18 protein-coding genes are annotated in these 18,199 nt (G+C 72.9%); 9 read left to right on the top strand and 9 right to left on the bottom strand.

The genetic code is table 11. The features are described from left to right. The 4 genes from FBY23_RS10320 to FBY23_RS10305 form a co-directional block, all read right to left on the bottom strand. A complete protein-coding gene (locus FBY23_RS10320) occupies positions 1-2,082 on the bottom strand; it encodes an ABC transporter ATP-binding protein (protein WP_260805886.1) in 2,082 nt (693 codons plus the stop codon). Positions 2,083-2,170: 88 nt separating this feature from the next. Next, positions 2,171-3,208 carry a dipeptidase gene (locus FBY23_RS10315; RefSeq protein ID WP_141798063.1) on the bottom strand — a complete coding sequence of 346 codons (1,038 nt, stop codon included), beginning with the start codon at positions 3,206-3,208 and terminating at the stop codon, positions 2,171-2,173. Continuing rightward, positions 3,205-4,524 carry a serine hydrolase gene (locus FBY23_RS10310; protein ID WP_141798062.1) on the bottom strand — a complete coding sequence of 440 codons (1,320 nt, stop codon included), beginning with the start codon at positions 4,522-4,524 and terminating at the stop codon, positions 3,205-3,207. The genes FBY23_RS10315 and FBY23_RS10310 overlap by 4 nt, the downstream gene beginning before the upstream one ends. Positions 4,525-4,576: 52 nt before the next feature. Next, entirely contained in the window at positions 4,577-5,212 is a 636-nt protein-coding gene (locus FBY23_RS10305; RefSeq protein WP_141798061.1) for a TetR/AcrR family transcriptional regulator, read from the bottom strand. 83 nt (positions 5,213-5,295) lie between these two features. Between FBY23_RS10305 and FBY23_RS10300 the strand changes: the two genes are divergently transcribed. Next, on the top strand, positions 5,296-6,717 hold the full coding sequence (locus FBY23_RS10300) for a DHA2 family efflux MFS transporter permease subunit (RefSeq protein WP_141798060.1): 1,422 nt from the start codon (positions 5,296-5,298) through the stop codon (positions 6,715-6,717). 2 nt (positions 6,718-6,719) lie between these two features. After that, complete coding sequence (locus FBY23_RS10295; RefSeq protein ID WP_141798059.1) at positions 6,720-7,097, top strand: VOC family protein; 378 nt, start codon at positions 6,720-6,722, stop codon at positions 7,095-7,097. Positions 7,098-7,267: 170 nt separating this feature from the next. Here FBY23_RS10295 and pruA read toward each other — a convergent pair whose 3' ends face one another. Further along, positions 7,268-8,905, bottom strand: coding sequence for an L-glutamate gamma-semialdehyde dehydrogenase (gene pruA / locus FBY23_RS10290; RefSeq protein ID WP_141798058.1), 1,638 nt, complete (start codon positions 8,903-8,905; stop codon positions 7,268-7,270). Positions 8,906-8,933: 28 nt separating this feature from the next. Further along, a complete protein-coding gene (locus tag FBY23_RS10285; protein WP_141798057.1) occupies positions 8,934-9,869 on the bottom strand; it encodes a proline dehydrogenase family protein in 936 nt (311 codons plus the stop codon). Positions 9,870-9,951: 82 nt separating this feature from the next. Between FBY23_RS10285 and FBY23_RS10280 the strand changes: the two genes are divergently transcribed. Further along, positions 9,952-11,097: a CdaR family transcriptional regulator gene (locus tag FBY23_RS10280; RefSeq protein ID WP_141798056.1), complete on the top strand. Its 1,146-nt coding sequence runs from the start codon at positions 9,952-9,954 to the stop codon at positions 11,095-11,097. A gap of 12 nt (positions 11,098-11,109) precedes the next feature. Here FBY23_RS10280 and FBY23_RS10275 read toward each other — a convergent pair whose 3' ends face one another. From FBY23_RS10275 to FBY23_RS10265, 3 genes are read right to left on the bottom strand one after another with little or no spacing between them, the layout of a single operon-like run. Then, complete coding sequence (locus tag FBY23_RS10275) at positions 11,110-11,577, bottom strand: hypothetical protein (RefSeq protein WP_141798055.1); 468 nt, start codon at positions 11,575-11,577, stop codon at positions 11,110-11,112. Positions 11,578-11,627: 50 nt separating this feature from the next. Then, positions 11,628-12,698 carry a Dabb family protein gene (locus tag FBY23_RS10270; protein ID WP_141798054.1) on the bottom strand — a complete coding sequence of 357 codons (1,071 nt, stop codon included), beginning with the start codon at positions 12,696-12,698 and terminating at the stop codon, positions 11,628-11,630. An 11-nt stretch (positions 12,699-12,709) separates the two neighbouring features. Further along, on the bottom strand, positions 12,710-13,693 hold the full coding sequence (locus tag FBY23_RS10265; protein ID WP_222117785.1) for an NADP-dependent oxidoreductase: 984 nt from the start codon (positions 13,691-13,693) through the stop codon (positions 12,710-12,712). A gap of 207 nt (positions 13,694-13,900) precedes the next feature. Between FBY23_RS10265 and FBY23_RS10260 the strand changes: the two genes are divergently transcribed. From FBY23_RS10260 to FBY23_RS10235, 6 genes are all read left to right on the top strand, one after another. Beyond that, the gene (locus FBY23_RS10260) at positions 13,901-14,353 is read left to right on the top strand and encodes an HNH endonuclease (protein WP_313901094.1); all 453 of its coding nucleotides are present in this window, start codon (positions 13,901-13,903) and stop codon (positions 14,351-14,353) included. Positions 14,354-14,378: 25 nt separating this feature from the next. Continuing rightward, positions 14,379-15,068, top strand: coding sequence for a lysoplasmalogenase (locus tag FBY23_RS10255; RefSeq protein ID WP_141798052.1), 690 nt, complete (start codon positions 14,379-14,381; stop codon positions 15,066-15,068). Positions 15,069-15,194: 126 nt separating this feature from the next. Next, positions 15,195-15,530: a hypothetical protein gene (locus FBY23_RS10250; protein WP_260805884.1), complete on the top strand. Its 336-nt coding sequence runs from the start codon at positions 15,195-15,197 to the stop codon at positions 15,528-15,530. A gap of 103 nt (positions 15,531-15,633) precedes the next feature. Further along, positions 15,634-16,185, top strand: a complete 552-nt coding sequence (locus FBY23_RS10245; RefSeq protein ID WP_141798051.1) for a HutD family protein — start codon at positions 15,634-15,636, stop codon at positions 16,183-16,185. 68 nt (positions 16,186-16,253) lie between these two features. Further along, positions 16,254-17,879 carry a GMC oxidoreductase gene (locus tag FBY23_RS10240; protein WP_141798050.1) on the top strand — a complete coding sequence of 542 codons (1,626 nt, stop codon included), beginning with the start codon at positions 16,254-16,256 and terminating at the stop codon, positions 17,877-17,879. Between the two features lie 78 nt (positions 17,880-17,957). Further along, positions 17,958-18,194, top strand: coding sequence for a hypothetical protein (locus FBY23_RS10235; protein WP_141798049.1), 237 nt, complete (start codon positions 17,958-17,960; stop codon positions 18,192-18,194). The last annotated feature ends 5 nt before the right edge of the window (positions 18,195-18,199 follow it).

Raw genomic sequence — 18,199 nt, 5'->3', positions numbered from 1 at the left:
TCAGGCACCTCCGGACTTGCTCTGCAGCAGGAAGTGGCAGGCCACCTGGTGGGTGGCGGTGACGTCCTCGAGGACCGGCTCGACCTCCGCGCAGAGCTCCGTGGCGAGTGGGCAGCGGGTGCGGAACCGGCAGCCGCTGGGTGGGTCGAGCGGGCTGGGCAGCTCACCGCGCACGCGCTCGGCACGCGGCTGCTGGGCGGTCGGCGACACCTCGGGTACGGCGGCCAGCAGCCCTGCGGTGTAGGGGTGCGCGGGTGCGGCGTACACCTCCTCGGCGGTGCCACTCTCGACGAGCTTGCCGAGGTACATCACCCCGACCCGGTCGGCGAGGTAGCGCACCACGGCCAGGTCGTGGGAGATCACGACGCTGCTCAGCCCGCGCTCGCGCTGGAGCCGGCGCATCAGGTTGAGCACCTGGGAGCGGATCGAGACGTCGAGTGCGCTGACCGGCTCGTCGGCGACGAGCACGGTCGGGTCGAGGGCGAGCGCCCGCGCCAGCGCGACCCGCTGGCGCTGGCCGCCGGACAGCTCGTGCGGGTACCGCTCGAGGACGGTTGCGGGCAGGCCGACGTCGGCGAGCAGGTCGCGGGCGGTGGCGGTGCGCTCGGCGCGGGTGCCGATGCCCTGGATGGCGAGCGGCTCGCGCAGCACGGCACCGATCCGCATCCGCGGGTCGAGGGCGGCGCCGGAGTCCTGGAACATCATCTGCAGCCGGGCCCGGTGACTGCCCAGCTCGCGCTGCCCCATGGTCGTGACCGAGCGGCCCTCGAAGACGACCTCGCCCGAGGTGGGCCGGTCGAGCGCGACGAGCATGCGCCCCAGGGAGGACTTGCCGCAGCCCGACTCCCCGACCAGGCCGAAGGTCTCGCCTGCCGCGACCTCGAAGCTGACACCGGAGACCGCCTTGACCGTGCGCTTCGAGCCGAACCAGCTGCCGTGGCCGGCGGGGTACTCGCGGTGCAGGTCGACGACGCCGAGCCGCGGGCCGGTGCCGTCCTCCGTCGGCCGGCGCTCGGCCTCGGCGATGCGCACGGCGGTGTGCTGGACGGGGCCGGAGGCCGGGTTCCAGCAGGCGAAGGCGTGCGCGCCCTCGGTGAGGATCGGCGGCTGCTCGGTGCGGCACTCGTCGGTGGCCGCGGCGCAACGGGGCGCGAAGCGGCAGCCGGGCTGGGTGGCGGAGAGGTCCGGCGGCGCGCCGCCGATGCTGTAGAGCTCCTCGCCGCGGTCGTGGGTGAGGGAAGGGATCGAGGCCAGCAATGCCTGCGTGTAGCGGTGCCGGGTGCGCTCGAAGAGGTCGGTGGTGGGTCCGGTCTCGGCCAGCCGGCCGGCGTACATGACACCGACGCGGTCGGCGTGCCGCGCGATCACGCCCATGTCGTGGGTCACCAGGATCATCGCCATCCCCAGGCGGGCGCGCAGGTCGTCGAGGAGGTCGAGGATCTCCGCCTGGATGGTGACGTCGAGGGCGGTGGTGGGCTCGTCGGCGATGACGACCTTGGGCTCGCAGACCAGCGCCATCGCGATCATCACGCGCTGCCGCATGCCGCCGGAGAGCTGGTGCGGGTGGTCGTCCATCCGCTCGCCGGGGCGCGGGATGCCGACGAGGGCGAGCATCTCCTCCGCGCGCTGGCGGGCTGCCCGCTTCGACAGGCCCTGGTGCAGGCGCGCGGGCTCGGCGACCTGGTCGCCGATGCGCCGGGTCGGGTTGAGCGCGGTGAGCGAGTCCTGGAAGACCATGGCGATGTCGTTGCCGCGGATCCGTCGGTAGGCGGGCGCCTCCAGGCCGACCAGCTCGGTGCCGGAGAAGTCGATCGAGCCCTGCGTGACGCGGCCGCCGGCAGGCAGCATCCCCATGATCGCCAGGCCGGTCATCGACTTGCCGGAGCCGGTCTCGCCGACGATGCCCAGGGTCTCGCCGCGGTGCAGGTCGAGGCTGACCCCGGACACGGGGCGTACGACGCGGTCGCCGCGGCGGATCTCCACCGACAGGTCGCGAACGCTCAGCACCCGGTCGGTCGCCAGGACGGGATCGGTGATCACTGCGGTGCTCTCTGCGGTGCTCTCTGCGGTGCTCTCTGCCACGCAACGATGGTGCGACGCGGGTCACGCCCGGTGTTGGTGCGGGCCGCCCGAGCTGGGGTGGGCGGTTCGTCGGCGGGGACGAACCGGCTCATGCGGGGCGGCCGAGCTCGGCGACGTACAGGCGTCGCACGTTCGCCCCCAGCACGGCGACGACGTCGGCCTCCGCCCAGCCCCGACGCAGCAGCGCCTCGGTCACCAGCGGCAGTCCCGCCGGACCCTCGAGACCGGGGAGGTAGGCGTCCGCGGGCACGCCCTCGACGAGGGCGACCTCGCAGCACGGCGGCGTGGTGTCGGCCAGGACCTCCTTGACGAAGTCCGGGCCGAGGCCCACGTGGTCGATGCCGGCGAGGGAGACGACGTGCTCGAGGTGGTCGACCAGCCGGTCGACCGAGTAGTCCTCGGCGTGGAGGTACGGCGCGAAGAAGTTCACGCACACCAGGCCACCGCCGTCCGCGATCCCCCGGATCTGCGCATCGGTCAGGTTGCGATGGTGGTCGAAGAGCGCGCGGGCCGAGGAATGGGTGGCGATCACCGGGCGCGTCGCGAGCTCGAGGACGTGCTCGACGCCGGCGCGGCCGAGGTGGCTGACGTCGAACAGCATGCCGAGGCGCTCCATCTCCTGGTGCGCCGCGACTCCTGCCTTCGTGAGCCGTCCCCCGGTGCCGTCCTCGCCACTGCCGTCGGCGAGCGCGGTGCGGCCGAAGTGGGCGAGCGAGGCGACCCGCACGCCCAGCCGGAAGAGGGTCTCGAGCAGCTCGACGTCGTCCCCGACGCCCGGCGCGCTCTCGAGGGCGAGCACGAGCGCGATCCTGCCCCGGCGCAGGGATTCGTCGATGTCCGCACCGTCGCGGCACAGCGCGACCTCGTCGGGGTTGCCCTCGGCCAGTCGGTGCGCCGCCTCGATCATCCGCAACGTGCGGCGCAGCGCGCCCTCGGGGCGGTAGGGGTCCTCGATGAACACCGGCAGGGTCTGCAGGTCGACGCCGCCGGCCCGCAGCTGCGGCAGCCACCGCTCGCGGAAGAAGGTGGCCCACCGCTCGACCGGACGGGCGACGACCGCGCAGAGCAGGTCGTTGTGGGTGTCGGCGACGACGGACTCCGCGTGGAGCCGGCGAGGGTCGGTCACCGGATCCTCCGGTCTGCTCGTCCGGTGTGCAGGTACGCCGCCCGCCCGGTGCCGTCGTCGCCGAGGAAGGCCACCGGCTGGTGCACCCCGCCCTCGGGCTCGAGCGGCCACAGGGTGTCGCCGCGCCAGGCGACCAGCTCGGTGCGAAACGGCGGCTCGTCGATCTCGGCCAGCACCCCGAGCGGGGTGCGGTCCAGCCACAGGCGCCCCTGCCCGTCGAGGCTGACGACGGTCTCGCCGACCTCGGAGACGTAGGTGCCGGCGTACCGGACCGAGTCGGGGGTCGTCACCGTGGCGGGCGGCGGGGGTGGCGCCGGGAGGTCGACGCCGGCGAGCTCGCGGAGCAGGTGACCGGTCACCGCGCGGTGCAGCAGCTTCGCGGGACCGCCGTTGGTGAGGACGGCGACCGCGAGGTCGTGCTCGGGCAGCAGCCGCAGGAAGGCGGACTGGCCGATGGTGTTGCCGTCGTGGCCGACGATCGGCGTCGGGGCGAGTTGGAACAGCTCCCAGCCCAGGCCCCACGCCTCGCCCTGGCCGAGATCCGGCAGCCTCACCTGCGGCTCCCGCATCCCCGCGAGTGCGGGAGTGGCGAGGTGGTGGCGCGCGAAGGCGACCAGGTCGCGGGCGCGCATCGCGAGCATCGAGCCCGCCGGCGCGTTCGACCGCGCCAGCGCCCACGTGTCGGTCGGGCGGCCGTCGACGTGCCCGACCGCGGTGCGGTGCAGGATCGCCTCGTAGGGGTCGGTGGCGGCGCCGGTCATGCCGAGCGGGTCGAGCAGGTGGGTGCGCAGGCAGGCGTCGTACGGCGCGCCGCGGACCACCTCGACGAGCCGGCCCAGCACGCAGAACCCGGCGTTGTTGTAGGACCACATCTCGCCGGGAGGGAACAGCTGCGGTACGCCGGTGAGCAGGTCGACGTACCTCTCGACGCAGTCGTCGCCCTTGCCGGTGTCGGTGAAGACGTCGCCCTCGAAGCCCGCGGTGTGGGTGAGCAGCTGGCGGACCGTGACGGCCGCGGCGGCGGTCTCGTCGCCGAGCCGCAGGCCGGGCAGCCAGGTGCGGACCGGACGGTCGAGGTCGACCAGGCCCTCGTCGGCGAGCTGCTGGACGAGGGTCGCGGTGAGCACCTTGGTGATCGAGCCGATCTGGAAGATCGCGTCGGTCGTCGCGGTCACCCCGGTGGCGGCACTGAGCGTGCCGGCGGCGGCGTCGACGACCCGGTCGCCGTACGCGACCGCGACCGCCGCGGCGGGCACTCCGGTCTCCTCGAGCAGCGTGGGCAGCCGCTGTTCCAGCCAGTCGTCGATCCCGCGCATGGCCGCAGCCTAGGCGGCGCGGCCGGCGGGTCCTTCGTCGATCAGGACCGGCTCACCGGTGCGGTTTCGTCGCCTCGGCCAACCCGACCTGGATGACGTCGATGGCCGCGGCGGCCGACGCGAGGAGTCGCTCGGACAGCCGCGCGTCGACCCGGCCCTCGGCGGCGGCCCGCTGCACCTCGCGGGTCATCCCGCGAGTGGTGCCGACGAGTGCCGAGGCGACGGTCCAGGAGCGCAGGTCGTCACCGAGCTCGTCGTGCAGGAGGTCGCGCAGCGCGGCGACCGCACGGTCGGCCTCGAGCCGCTCGCGGGCCTGCAGGCTGGGGCTGTCCTGGACGATCCGTGCGATCCGGGACAGCCCGGCGAGCACCGGCGAGGTGGGGTCGGCGAGGACGCCGCGGGGCTGGACGACGTACTCCCGGAACGCGCTGACGACCCGCTGGCCCGCGGGCCGGTCGCGGACGGCGGCGAGCAGGTGCTCGTTGAAGGCGGCCATCCCGTCGTAGATCAGGTCCTCCTTGGCAGGGAAGTAGTTGAACACCGTGGCGGTGGAGACGTCGGCGGCGACGGCGATGTCCGCGACCGGCACCTGCTCGAACCCGCGCTCGGCGAACAGCTCGATCGCGGCCTCGGTGATCCGTCGTCGCGTCTCCTGCTTCTTGCGCTCGCGCAGTCCCAGCTCGGCCATGACGGCACCCTACCTTGACTTTTGCGTCACTAGAAACTTAGAGTCACTATATCTTTAGATTCACGACATGAAAGGAGAGCGTCATGAGCCAGACCGCCATTCCCGCCCCCGCCTCGGCCGCGGCACCGCTCGACCGCACGGCCCGCACCGTCATCGCGGTGGTCGTGCTCGGCATGATCACGACCGTCCTCGACGCGACCATCGTCAGCGTCGCCACCGACCGCCTCGCGGCGGAGTTCACCGTCTCCCTCACCACGATCCAGTGGGTGATGACCGGCTACCTGCTGGCCTTCACCGCGACCATCCCGCTCGCGGGCTGGGCGATGGACCGCTACGGCGCCCGCCGCGTCTGGTTGCTCGCCGTCGGCGTCTTCACATTCGGCTCGCTGCTGTGCGGCACCGCGTGGTCGGCGCCCTCCCTCATCGGGTTCCGCGTCCTCCAGGGCGCAGGCGCCGGCCTGGTCAGCCCCGTCGGCATCGCGATGGTCGCCCGGGCGGTCGGCCCGCAGCGGATGGATCGCGCGATGGCCGTCGTCGGCATCCCGATGATGCTGGGGCCGATCCTCGGCCCAGTGCTGGGCGGCGTGCTCATCGACAGCGTCGACTGGCGCTGGATCTTCCTCGTCAACATCCCGGTCGGCCTTGCCTGCCTGGCCTGGTCGGTCCGCGCGCTCGCGGACGCACGGGGCGCCGGCCGCGAGCGGCTCGACGTCCTCGGCCTCGCCCTGCTCTCCCCCGGCCTGGTCGCACTGGCGTACGGCGTCACGGCGCTCGCCGCCCCCACCGGGTCGTCCACCGAGGCGGCGACCGGGATCGCCGGCGGCGTCATGCTCCTGGTCGCGTTCGTGGCCCACGCCCTGCGCACCGAGCGGCCGCTGGTCGAGCTGCGCCACTTCGCCACCCGTGGCTTCGCGACCGCGACGGCCGTGCAGTTCCTCGCCGTCGGCGTCCTCACCGGCGCGGGCTTCCTGCTCCCGCTCTACCACCTCCTCGCGCGCGGCGAGACCGAGCTGCAGACCGGCCTCCTGCTCGTGCCCCAGGGCGTGGGAGCAGCGCTCGCGATGGCGCTGACCGGCCGGCTGGTCGACCGTGGTCGCGGCCGGGCCGTCGTGCTCGCCGGCGTCGGCCTGCTGGTGGCCGGCTTCCTCGGCTACACCGCGGTCGGCAGCGACCCGGGTCAGGTCTATCTCGGGATCGCGCTGTTCGCGATCGGCCTCGGCGCCGGCTGCATCTTCGCGCCGACCAGCGCCGCGGCGTACGCCGCCCTGGACCACGCCGCCATCCCCCGCGCCACCACGACGATGAGCATCGCCCAGCGCACCGGCGGCGTCGTCGCCACCGCCGTCTTCGCCACCGTCCTGCAGCACCAGCTGTCCGCTGCCGCTGCACCCGCCGACGCCTTCGGCGCCGCCTTCTGGTGGCCGCTGGCCGTCGCCGTCCTCGCCGTCGTCCCGGCCGTGCTGCTGCCGGCGTCGAAGGCGCACACTGGAGAGCAAGGAGCCTGACCATGTCCATCGAGCTGAACCACACGATCGTCCACGCCACCGACCGCGACGACACCGCGGCCTTCCTCACCGACCTGCTCGGCCTCCCGGAGGCCGCGGTCTACGGACCCTTCCGCGTCGTCGAGCTCGGCAACGGAGTGAGCCTCGACGTCGTCGGCGCCCCCGGCCCGGTGACCTCCCAGCACTACGCGTTCCTCGTCGGGGACGAGGAGTTCGACGCGATCCACGCCCGCATCGTCGATCGCGGGCTGACCTTCTGGGCCGACCCGTTCCACCGGCAGGAGGGCGCGATCAACCGCAACGACGGCGGCCGCGGTCTCTACTGGTCCGACCCCGACGGCCACAACCTGGAGATCATCACGGTCCCCTACGGCGGCTGACCCGGCGCGAACTGCCCCTGATCTCACGCCGACCCGGCAGAAAGTGGCTCGAATTGCGCGCTGACCCGGCAGAAGATGACACCCGACGGGGCCATCTTCTGCCGGGTCAGCGGCATTCGCGGGACAGTTCGAGCCGGGTCGGCGGAATTCGCGAGCCTGTTTCTGCCGGGTCAGCCCATGTGGGGGTAGCGGTGGTCGGTCGGCGGGACCAGGGTCTCCTTGATCGAGCGGGGCGAGGTCCAGCGCAGCAGGTTGAGCGCGGAGCCGGCCTTGTCGTTGGTGCCCGACGCGCGGCCGCCGCCGAAGGGCTGCTGGCCCACGACGGCGCCGGTGGGCTTGTCGTTGACGTAGAAGTTGCCGGCGGCGAAGCGCAGGTGGTTGCTGGCCCAGTCGATGGCCGCGCGGTCGGTCGCGAGAACCGACCCGGTCAACGCGTACGGCGCCGCGGACTCGGCCTGCCTCACGACCTCCTCGAAGGCGCCGGGCCGGCTGTCGTCGTAGACGTGGACGACGAGGATCGGGCCGAAGTACTCGGTGGAGAACATCTCGTCGGCCGGGTCCTCGGCGACCACGACTGTCGGGCGGACGAAGTAGCCGACGCTGTCGTCGACCTCGCCGCCGGCGACGATCTGCAGCCCCTCGGTGGCGCGAGCGCGCTCGATCGCGGCCTTGTGCTTGGCGAACGCCCGGGCGTCGATGACGGCGCCGGTGAAGTTCGAGAAGTCGGTCGGGTCGCCGACCGGCAGGGCGTCGGTCTGGGAGGCCAGGTCGGCGCCCATCCGCGACCACAGCGAGGCGGGGACGTAGGCGCGCGAGGCGGCCGAGCACTTCTGGCCGGAGAACTCGAAGGCGCCGCGGATCAGCGCGGTGCGCAGCACGTCGGGGTCGGCCGAGGGGTGGGCGATGACGAAGTCCTTGCCGCCGGTCTCGCCGACGAGCCGCGGATAGGTCCGGTACGACGACAGGTTGGCGCCGACCGAGGACCACAGCCGCTGGAAGGTCGCGGTGGAGCCGGTGAAGTGGATGCCCGCGAGGTCGGGGTGCGCGAGGGCGACCTCGGAGACGGCCAGCCCGTCGCCGGGCAGCATGTTGATGACGCCCGGCGGCATGCCCGCCTCCTCGAGCAGCTCCATGGTCAGCGACGCGGCGAGCTGCTGGGTGGGCGACGGCTTCCAGATCACCGTGTTGCCCATCAGCGCGGGCGCGGTGGGCAGGTTGCCGGCGATGGCGGTGAAGTTGAAGGGCGTGATCGCGTAGACGAAGCCCTCGAGCGGGCGGTGGTCGGTGCGGTTCCAGATGCCGGGCGCGTTGGCGATCGGCTGCTCGGCGAGGACCTGCCGGGCGAAGTGGACGTTGAACCGCCAGAAGTCGATCAGCTCGCACGCGGCGTCGATCTCGGCCTGGAAGGAGGTCTTCGACTGGCCCAACACCGTGGCGGCGTTGAGCCTCTGGCGCCACGGGCCGGCGAGCAGCTCGGCGGCACGCAGGATGACGGCAGCGCGCTCGTCGAACGGCAGCGCCTGCCAGCCGGGCGCGGCCTCCCGGGCCGCGGCGATCGCGGACTTGGCGTCGTCGGCGGTGCTGTTGCGCAGCACGCCGAGGACCTTCTGGTGCGCGTGCGGCTGCACGACGGCGATCTCCTCGCCGCCGCCGACGACCTTCTCGCCACCGATGTGGGCGTCGAGCTGGCGCGTCGTACCGCCCAGCGCGTCGAGCTGGGCCACGAGGGCGTCGCGCTCGGCGCTGCCCGGGGCGTAGGTCAGGTTGGGCTCGTTGACGGGAGCCGGCGGGGTGGTGATGGCGTCCATGTCAGTCCTCTCTCGGGAAGCGGTGGGATCAGCGGTGCGCGAGGGCGCGCAGGAAGAAGGCGACGTTGGCGGGGCGCTCGGCGAGCCGGCGCATGAAGTACCCGTACCAGTCGGTGCCGAACGGGATGTAGACGCGCATCCTCATGCCCTCCTCGACCATCCGCTGCTCGAGCTCGGGGCGCACGCCGTAGAGCATCTGCGCCTCCCAGCGGTCCGCGCCGCGACCTGCGGCCACCGCGGCAGCCACCGCGCGGTCGAGCATCGCCGGGTCGTGGGTGGCGATCATCGGGTAGCAGTCGGAGGCCATCAGCGCGTCGACAGCCCGCTCGTAGGCGTGGTCGACCTCGGCCTTGCGCTGCAGCGCGACCGTCTCGGGCTCGCGATAGGCACCCTTGACCAGGCGGATCCGGGCGCCGGTGCCGTCGAGGTCCGCGATGTCGCCGGGGGTACGGCGCAGGTTGGTCTGCAGCACGTTCCCGACGAACGGGTACGTCGCGCGCAGCGCGCCGCCGATCGCGAGCGTCGAGTCGACGGTCGTGTGGTCCTCCATGTCGAGGGTGACGGTGCAGCCCAGGGCGGCGGCCGCGTCGGCGATCTCGGCGGCGTGGTCGGTGGCGATCGTCGTACCGCCGGGCAGGGCCTGGCCCATCGCGGAGAGCTTGAGGGACACGTCGGCGCCGGCGGCGCAGCCGGCCTCGGCCAGCGCGGCGAGGAGGGCGCGGTAGGCGTCGCGCATAGCGCGGGCGCCGGCCAGGTCGAGGACGTCCTCGCCGAGCACGTCGATGGTGACCGCGCGGCCGGCGGCGACCAGGCGACGGGTGGCCTCGACCGCGTCGGCGGTGGACTCGCCGGGCACGAACCGGTCGACGACCTTGCGGGTAACGGGGAAGGACTCGACGGCGCGGCGGGCGCGGGCGCTGCGGGAGGCGCGGTTCAGGGTGTGACTCAGGGCCTGGTCGAGCATGTCTCCACGCTAGGAGCGTGCCGGGTCACACGGAACGGACACCTGTCACATCTTTCGGCCGCGAACGTGTGACACTTGTCCAGTGAGCTCGCTCGACGACCTCGTGGAGGACATGGCCCGGCTGACCGACGCGCCGTGCACCCTGGAGGACCCCGACTTCCGGCTGATCGGGTTCTCCGACCACCGCGGCGACGACGTCATCGACTCCATCCGGCAGCGCTCGATCCTGCAGCGCCGCTCGAGCGAGGACGTGCTGGTGTGGTTCCGCGGCCAGGGCATCGAGGACTCCCTCGGCCCGTTGCGTACGCCGGCCGACCCGGACCTCGGGATCGTGGCCCGACTCTGCGTCCCGGCGCGGCACCTCGACCGGGTGCACGGGTACTTCTGGCTGATCGACCCCGAGGGCCGGATCCCCGAGTCCACCTGGCCCGAGGCGACCCGGATCGCGGAGTCGGCGGCCCGGCTGCTCAACGTGGCCGAGCGCCGCCAGGCCCACCGCGACGCGCTCTTCCGCGAGCTCGTCGAGGGCGGTCGACTGGCGGCGCGCGAGTCGGCGGTCGACCTCGCGCACGCCGGCGGCCTCGACCTGCAGGAGCCGGTGACCTGCGTGCTGCTGGAGCGGCCCGAGCTGCTCGACCAGGTGTCGAGTCGGCCCTCGCGCTCCGGGGTGGTCTGGGTGCGCTCCAGCCCGGGCGTGGCCTGCGCCGTGGTCCGTGCGTCACTCGTCGGCGAGACCGACGGGCTCACCGACCTGCTCGCCGCGCTCGGCCTCGGTCGCCGCGTCGACAGCCTGGACCGGGTCACCCGGGCCGCCACCGGCCCGACCGTGGCGGGCATCGACGCCCTCGCCGCCGCCCACCGCGGCGCCCGGGTCGGCCTGCGCGTGGCCCGCACCGCCGAGCCGGGCACCGTCGTGCGTTGGGAGTCCCTCGGCCCGCTCGCCCTGCTCGGCGTGACCCGCGACGACGACCTCGAGGGCGCCGTCATCGACCCGCGGGTGCGGACCTTCCTCGCCGCCGCGCCCCCCGACGTCCTCGACACGGTGCGGGTCTGGCTCGACGAGGCCTGCAGCGCCGGGCGTACGGCGACCCGGCTCGCCGTGCACCGGCAGACCGTCTACCACCGGATCGGGCAGGTGGAGCAGGCGACGGGCTACGACCTCGGCCGCGGCCAGGACCGGCTGCGTCTGCACCTCGCCCTGGAGCTGGCGCCGTACCTCACTGCCTGATCGGGAGGAGGCTCAGACCACGAGGTCGAGCCGGTGCTCGGTGCCGCCGATCGTGAACCTGTCGCCGGCCTTCAGCCCCAGGATCGCCGCATGCGCCGGGGCGTCCGCGGCGATCCCCTCGAAGGTCGTGCCGTCGACCTCGAACGCCTCGGCGGCCACCCCGACGAGGTAGTGGTCGTCACCGAAGGCGACGATCGCGCCGTCCGCGACGACGTCGGTGGGCGTGACGTCGAGGGCATCGACCCGCGCGAGCTCCTCCTGGCGCCGCGCCACGACGCCGCCGAACAGGCCGGCGAGGTCACCGCCCTCGTCGGACTGCGAGAGGTCGTCGACGTCGTGGACGTCGGCCTGGTCGAGCTCGGCCGCACCCTGCTGGTCGGCGACCGCCTCCCGGGCGCTGGCCAGCGCGGCCTCGACCCGGCCGCGCAGCGCCTCCTTGACCCGCGCCTTGCGGGCGCCGTCCCAGCTCGTGTCGTCCATAGGTGCCGTCCTGTCGCTCGCTGCGGTGCCGGATCCATGGAAGCACGGGATCAGCGCACGATGAAGCCCTCCGCGAGTCCCGCGAACGCATGGCACAGCGCCGGGTCCACGACCTGCGCCCCCGACTCGAGGTCGAACCAGCGGTCGACGTGCGCCCAGTGGTGCGGGTGGATCATGTAGTCGACGCTCAGCCCGTCCAGGTCGGCGTACTCCTGCTCCCACACGAAGTCCCACGGCGCGCCGTCGGTAGCGTCCCAGTCGAGCGCGATCGCCCGGCTCAGGCGCCAGTTGCGGATCGACGCGATGTGCGCGGGCATGGCCAGGGTGTCGCGGGCGAACTCCGACTCGACCTCCGGGTCGACGCCCGGCAGCAGCCGGAAGAGCGCGGTGCGCTTGACGCCGCCGGCGATGCCGGGCTCGCGGGCGCCGGCACCGATCGTGTCGAGACCGAGAGCCGACCAGGACGTGCAGTGCTCCTCGATCGCGGGCAGCAGTACGTCGGCCCACAGCTCCGACTCGTGCGCCACCTCCGCGGTCCCCCGGTCCGGGAAGACCAGGTCCCAGGTGAGGTGCCCGGCGCCGAGGTCGGCCAGGTAGTTGGGGCTCAGGATCGCGGCCTCGATGCCCGGCAGCTCGGCGGCCCGGGCCAGCACCGCGGCCAGCGCGCCCAGCTGCTCCTCGCCGGCATCGGCCGCCAGGTGGAGCTGGGCGGTCTCGCGCCACCGGGTGGGCGTGACCGCGTCGGGGCGGGTGTCGGTCGGCGGGGGCCCGACCTGGTCCGGCGCCACGAGGTAGGTGCGGGCGCGGGACACGACGAGGGCGTCGACGTCGGCCCAGAACTGCACGACGTCGGGAGCGTGGGTCTGGGCGCGGGCGGTCCAGAAGCCTCCGGCGTGGGGCAGGGTCCAGCGCACCCAGAGCACGACCGGCTGGTCGGCGAGGGCGAGCGGAGGAGAGACCCGCTCCTCGACGAGGCTCAGGCCGCGCGCGGCCGCCCCGGTGGCGTAGCCGGCGACGAGCTCGCGCAGTCGCGGCAGGTCGGCGGCGAAGAGCTCGAAGCGGTCCTGGACGACGATCGGTGCAGGGGCCGGTGCAGGGGCCGGTGCGGGGGTCGTGGTCATCTCACTGTCCCTCACAGGTCCGCGACCTTGAGCACGATCTTGCCGCGCGTGTGGCCGGTCTGGATCGCCTCGTGGGCGGCGGGGGCCTCGCGCAGGTCGAGCTCGCGGATCTCCGGGAGGATCACCTCGCCCGACACGACGAGCCCGGCGATCGTGGCGAGCGCGGGCGCGCAGTCGACGTCGGTCATCATCGAGTAGACGCGCTCGATGCCACGTCGGGCGGCGTCGGCGACGTCGGCCGGGATGTCGCCGTCGTCGACGAGCGTCGGGATGCTGACGAAGGCGCCGCCCTGGCGGACCAGGTCGAGGCCGTGGGTGAGCGAGCTCGCGCCGGCTGTGTTGACGAGCAGGTCGAGGCCGTCGGGCGCCCACTCCTTGACCGCCGCGGTGACGTCCTCGGTGACGTAGTCGATGACCCGCTCGACGCCGAGTTCCCGCAGGTAGGCGACATTGCCGGTGCTGCAGGTCGCGGCGACCTGCGCCCCGGCGGCGCGGGCGAACTGCACCGCGAAGCTGCCGAGACCACCGGAGCCGCCGTGCACCAGCACCTGCTGGCCGGGCTGCACGCCGCCGTTGTGCTGCAGCGCCTGCCACGCGGTCAGCGCGGCCACCGGTAGGGCCGCGGCCTCGGCGAAGCCCATGCCCTCGGGGATGCGCGCGACCCGGTCGACGTTCGCGACGGCGTACTCCGCGTAGCTGCCCTGCGCGCCCTGACCGTGGTTGGTCGGGGTCACCACGCGGTCGCCGAGCGCGAACCCCGTGACGTCCTCGCCGAGCGCGTCGACGACGCCGGCGGCGTCGAAGCCCAGCACGTAGGGGAAGACGTAGGGCCGGAAGGCGGCCAGCATGCCCTGCCGGTTCTTCCAGTCGGCCGGGTTCACGCCGGCGTACGCCACCCGTACCCGCACCTCCCCGGGCCCCGGCTCGGGCGTCTCGATCTCGCCGTACTGCAGGACCTCGGGCCCGCCCGTCTCGTTCATGATCATCGCGAACATGACGCCGAGCGTGGCCCCGGTCACACCTCGTGCCGCTCGCCCTCCCATTCAGCGGGACGCGCCGGGACGGGCAAACCGGTGGAGCCGGGAGCGCGCGCCGACGTACATTCGACGAGTCGGACCTCGCGCAGAGGTCTCCTGTCCTTCATGCCTTCGTGGCCGAACGGAAATACGGACCCTGGACGATCCATCCGACAGAGGAAGGAGGTGAGGGCAGCCATGGCGACCGTGATGCTGCTCAACGCCTCCTACGAGCCGCTCGGCACGGTGACCTTCCAGCACGCCGTGCGGATGCTCTTCCGCGAGGTCGCCACCGTCGAGGAGGCGCACGACGACCGGATGATCGGGCCACACCCGTGGCCGCGGGTGATCCGGCTGGTGCGCTACGTCGCGGCCAAGTGGATGTACCGGCCGGCGGCGTACTCCCGCAGCAACGTGCTCAAGCGCGACCGGCACCGCTGCGCCTACTGCGGCTCGCACGCGACGACCATCGACCACCTGCTCCCGCAGAGCCGCGGCGGAGGGTGGACCTGGCTGAACACGGTGGCGGCGTGCAGCCCCTGCAACGGGCGCAAGGCCAACCGCACGCCGGCCGAGGCGGGCATGCGGCTGCGGCTCGACCCGTTCGTCCCGACGCGCGCCCAGCTCGCGGTCGGCTGAGCCCGCCTGGCCCTACAGTTCGGGCGTGCGCACGTCCACCAGGCTCAAGCTCGCCTATGTCGCCCTCGCGGCGGCCGACACCGCGCTGGCGGGGTCGGGCCGCCCGTGGGCGCACCGGGTCCGACACGTCACCAAACCGCTGCTGCTGCCGGTGCTCGGCACCGCGCTGGCCAGTGACCCGCGCGCCGCGCGGTCGCCGCTGCGGACCACGACGCTGGCCGCCCAGGTCGGCGGCTGGGGCGGCGACGTGCTGTTGCTCGGCGAGGGAGAGCGGGCGTTCGCGGCCGGCGCGGCGTCGTTCGGGGTCGGCCATCTCGCCTACATCTCGGGCTTCTGGCGCCATCGCGACCGTCGTACGCCGATCACGGCGAGCCGCACCGCCCGCGTCGTCGGCGCCCTGTGGGCGGCCACCGGCCCGGTGGTCGCGGCGACGGCGGCGCGCCGGGACCGCGGGCTGGGCGCCACGCTGCTCGGCTACTCGGGGCTGCTCGCCACGATGGCGGCCACCGCCTCCCACCTCGACCCGGCCCTGCCCCGCGACGCCCGCCTCCTGACCGCCGCCGGCGGATCGGTGTTCCTCGCCTCCGACGCGGTCCTCGGCGCCCGGACCTTCCTGCTGCCCGACGCACCCGAGCGCCTGGAGGCGGTCGTGATGGCGACGTACGCCGGCGCGCAGCTGCTGCTCGCCGAGGGCGCGGCCCGCGCCGGTCGCTGAGACGTCCGCACCCACCGCTTTGGTGATGCCCCAATCGGGCGATTCCGTACTGCCCTCCCGCGTCCTACGCTCGCGCGGAGGGAGCGCACCCGAGAGGAACAATCCCGAGAGAAAGAGCGTGACCACATGCGACTGAGAAGCGTCATGGCAGGGGCGTTCTGCGCCCCGATCCTCGTCCTGGCCGGAACCGGCGTCGCGTCGGCCGGCGAGGTCACCGGCCCGCCGGGACCCGACGGGTTCGCCACCGGCGGCCCGACCCCGATCACGGGATACGTGGCCAACTCCATCTGCGCCTTCTCGGGCCTGAACGCCTACCACCCCGGCAAGGAGGGTGAGTACGCCGGACACGTGCAGAGCTACGGCGCGATCGTCTCCCAGGGCGGCAAGGCCTTCGTGCCGAGCCCCGGCGACGCGTGCAACGGCCACACCGGCGAGCTGGCCGGCGGCGGAGGGGGCGAGTAGCACCAGGAACAGGCAGGACCCGGCGTCGCGGTGTCTGGCATCCCAGACACCGCGACGCGCTCGGCGGTTCCGCACTGCGCCGGGATCGGGTGGACTGGAGGCGATGAGCACCCAGACGACGATCACCCGGGCCGCCGACCTCCCACGGGTCCCGTGGCGCAACGGACAGGGCCTGACCACCGAGATCGCCCTCGGCGGTGATCGCGACGACTTCACCTGGCGGGTCAGCGTCGCCGAGGTCACCCGGAGTGGCGACTTCTCGGCCTTCCCCGGCATCGACCGGATCATCGTCCTCGTCGAGGGCGGCGCGATGACGCTGCACCTACCCGGCCACACCCAGCGGCTGCGCACCGACGAGCCGTTCGCCTTCGACGGTGGCATACCCGTGCGGTGCACCGTGGAGCAGCCCACCCGCGACCTCAACGTGATGACCCGCCGCGGTGCGGCCAGGGCCACTCTCGCAGTCCGGGCGGTGACCGCGGAGCCGGACGACGTACCGGCGGCGGGAACGGTGGTGCTGGTCGTGCTCGACGGGACCGTCGTCCTCGACGGGATCGCCCTGGAGACGGGAGACGTCGCGGTGAGCGGGGCGCGGCTGCGGCTGAGCGGCGTGGGGCGGGTGGCGATCGCGCGGATCGAGATTACCGGCCAGTAGGTAGTGACGAACCCTCACCACAAACGGTAGAACACGTTCTGGTTCTTACCGTCTGTGATGGAGGTCACATGTCCGAAAGCCCCCGCTCCGCGTCCCGGTTCACCCGGCGCGGATTCCTGACGACCACCGGCGCCGCCGTCGGCGCCGCGTCGATCGGCCTGCCGGCGATGACGAGTCCGGCCGCCGGCGCCGTCATCGGCAACGGCGCGCAGGTGCCGGCACTCGTCATCGGCACCGGGTACGGCGGCGCGGTGGCCGCGCTCCGGCTCGCCCAGGCCGGCGTACCCGTCGAGATGGTCGAGATGGGCATGACGTGGGACACCCCCGGCTCGGACGGCAGGATCTTCCCCAAGGTCACCTCGCCGGACAAGCGCGCCTACTGGCTGCGCACGAAGACCAAGGCGCCGGTCAGCAACTTCTTCGGCTTCCCGATCGACAGCAACATCGACCGCTACACCGGCGTCCTCGACGCCGAGGACTTCGCCGGCATCACCGTCTACCAGGGCCGCGGCGTGGGTGGCGGCTCGCTCGTCAACGGCGGCATGGCGGTCACGCCCCAGCAGTCGCGGTTCGCCTCGATCCTGCCGTCGGTCGACGCCGCGGAGATGTACAACACCTACTACCCGCGGGCCAACGCCGGCCTCGGCGTCGGGTCGATCGACCCGACGTGGTTCGAGACCGCCGCCTGCTACCAGTACGCGCGGGTCGGGCGGAAGCACGCGCAGCGCTCGGGCTTCGCGTGGACCTTCGTGCCCGACGTCTACGACTGGAACTACATGAAGGCCGAGCAGGCCGGCACGGTCCCGCGGTCCGCGCTCGACGGCCAGGTCATGTACGGCAACGACTTCGGCAAGAAGTCGCTCGTGCAGACCTACCTCGCCCAGGCCCTGGCCACCGGCCGGGTCAACGTGTCGCCGCTGCACAAGGTCACCTCGGTCGCCCCGGTCTCCGGCGGGACCGGCTACACGGTGACGATCGACCAGATCGACACCAACGGCGACACGGTGGCGACCAAGACGGTCACCGCCACGAAGGTGTTCTTCGCCGCGGGCAGCGTCGGGACCAGCAAGCTGCTCGTGAAGCTCAAGGCGACCGGCGTGCTGCCCGGCCTCAACGGCGAGGTCGGCAAGGGCTGGGGCGACAACGGCAACGTCATGTGCGGGCGGGCCAACCACATGTGGGACGCCACCGGCACCCTGCAGTCGACGATCCCGTGCTCGGGCATCGACAACTGGGACGCCGGCGGCGCCTTCGCCGAGGTCGCTCCCCTCCCGACCGGCATCGAGACCTACGCGTCGCTGTACCTGTCGATCACCAGGACCACGCGGCGCGCGGAGTTCAGCTGGAACGCCGCGACCGGCAAGGTCGACCTGTCCTGGCAGAAGGCCTGGAAGCAGGACTCGATCACCATGGCCAAGACGATCTTCGACAAGATCAACAGCAAGGAGGGGACGATCTACCGCACCGACCTCTTCGGCGGCTACAAGATCTGGCAGGACGGCCTGACCTACCACCCGCTCGGCGGCGCGGTGATCAACAAGGCCACCGACAACTACGGCCGCCTGCACGGGTACGACGGCCTCTACGTCATCGACGGCTCGCTGATCCCCGGCAACACCACCGTGAACCCGTTCGTCACGATCACGGCGCTGGCCGAGCGCAACATCGACAACATCCTGGCCAACGACGTCTGAGGTACGCCGCGACCCGCGTTGCGGCGTACGTCACGGAGGGGCCGGGACTACCCCGGCCCCTCCGGTGGTTCCTCGACCATGTCCGAGCTCGTCGTCCCCGCCCCGTCGCGGCACCAGACCGCGCTGATGATCTGGCTTGCCGTCTTCCCGACGCTCACCGTGCTCAACCTGCTGCTCGGCTCCTGGCTCGGCCACCTGCCGGTCGTGCTGCGCACCTTCGTGCTCGCCTCGATCGCGGTGCCGATCGTGGTGTACGTCGTCGTCCCGCGACTGCACCGTGCACGGGCCCGGATCCTGCGCAGCCTGCATGGATGAGGAGG

This window comes from Nocardioides sp. SLBN-35 (assembly GCF_006715725.1).
Taxonomy (GTDB): Bacteria; Actinomycetota; Actinomycetes; order Propionibacteriales; family Nocardioidaceae; genus Nocardioides.
This window is presented reverse-complemented; position numbering and strand designations above follow the sequence as displayed.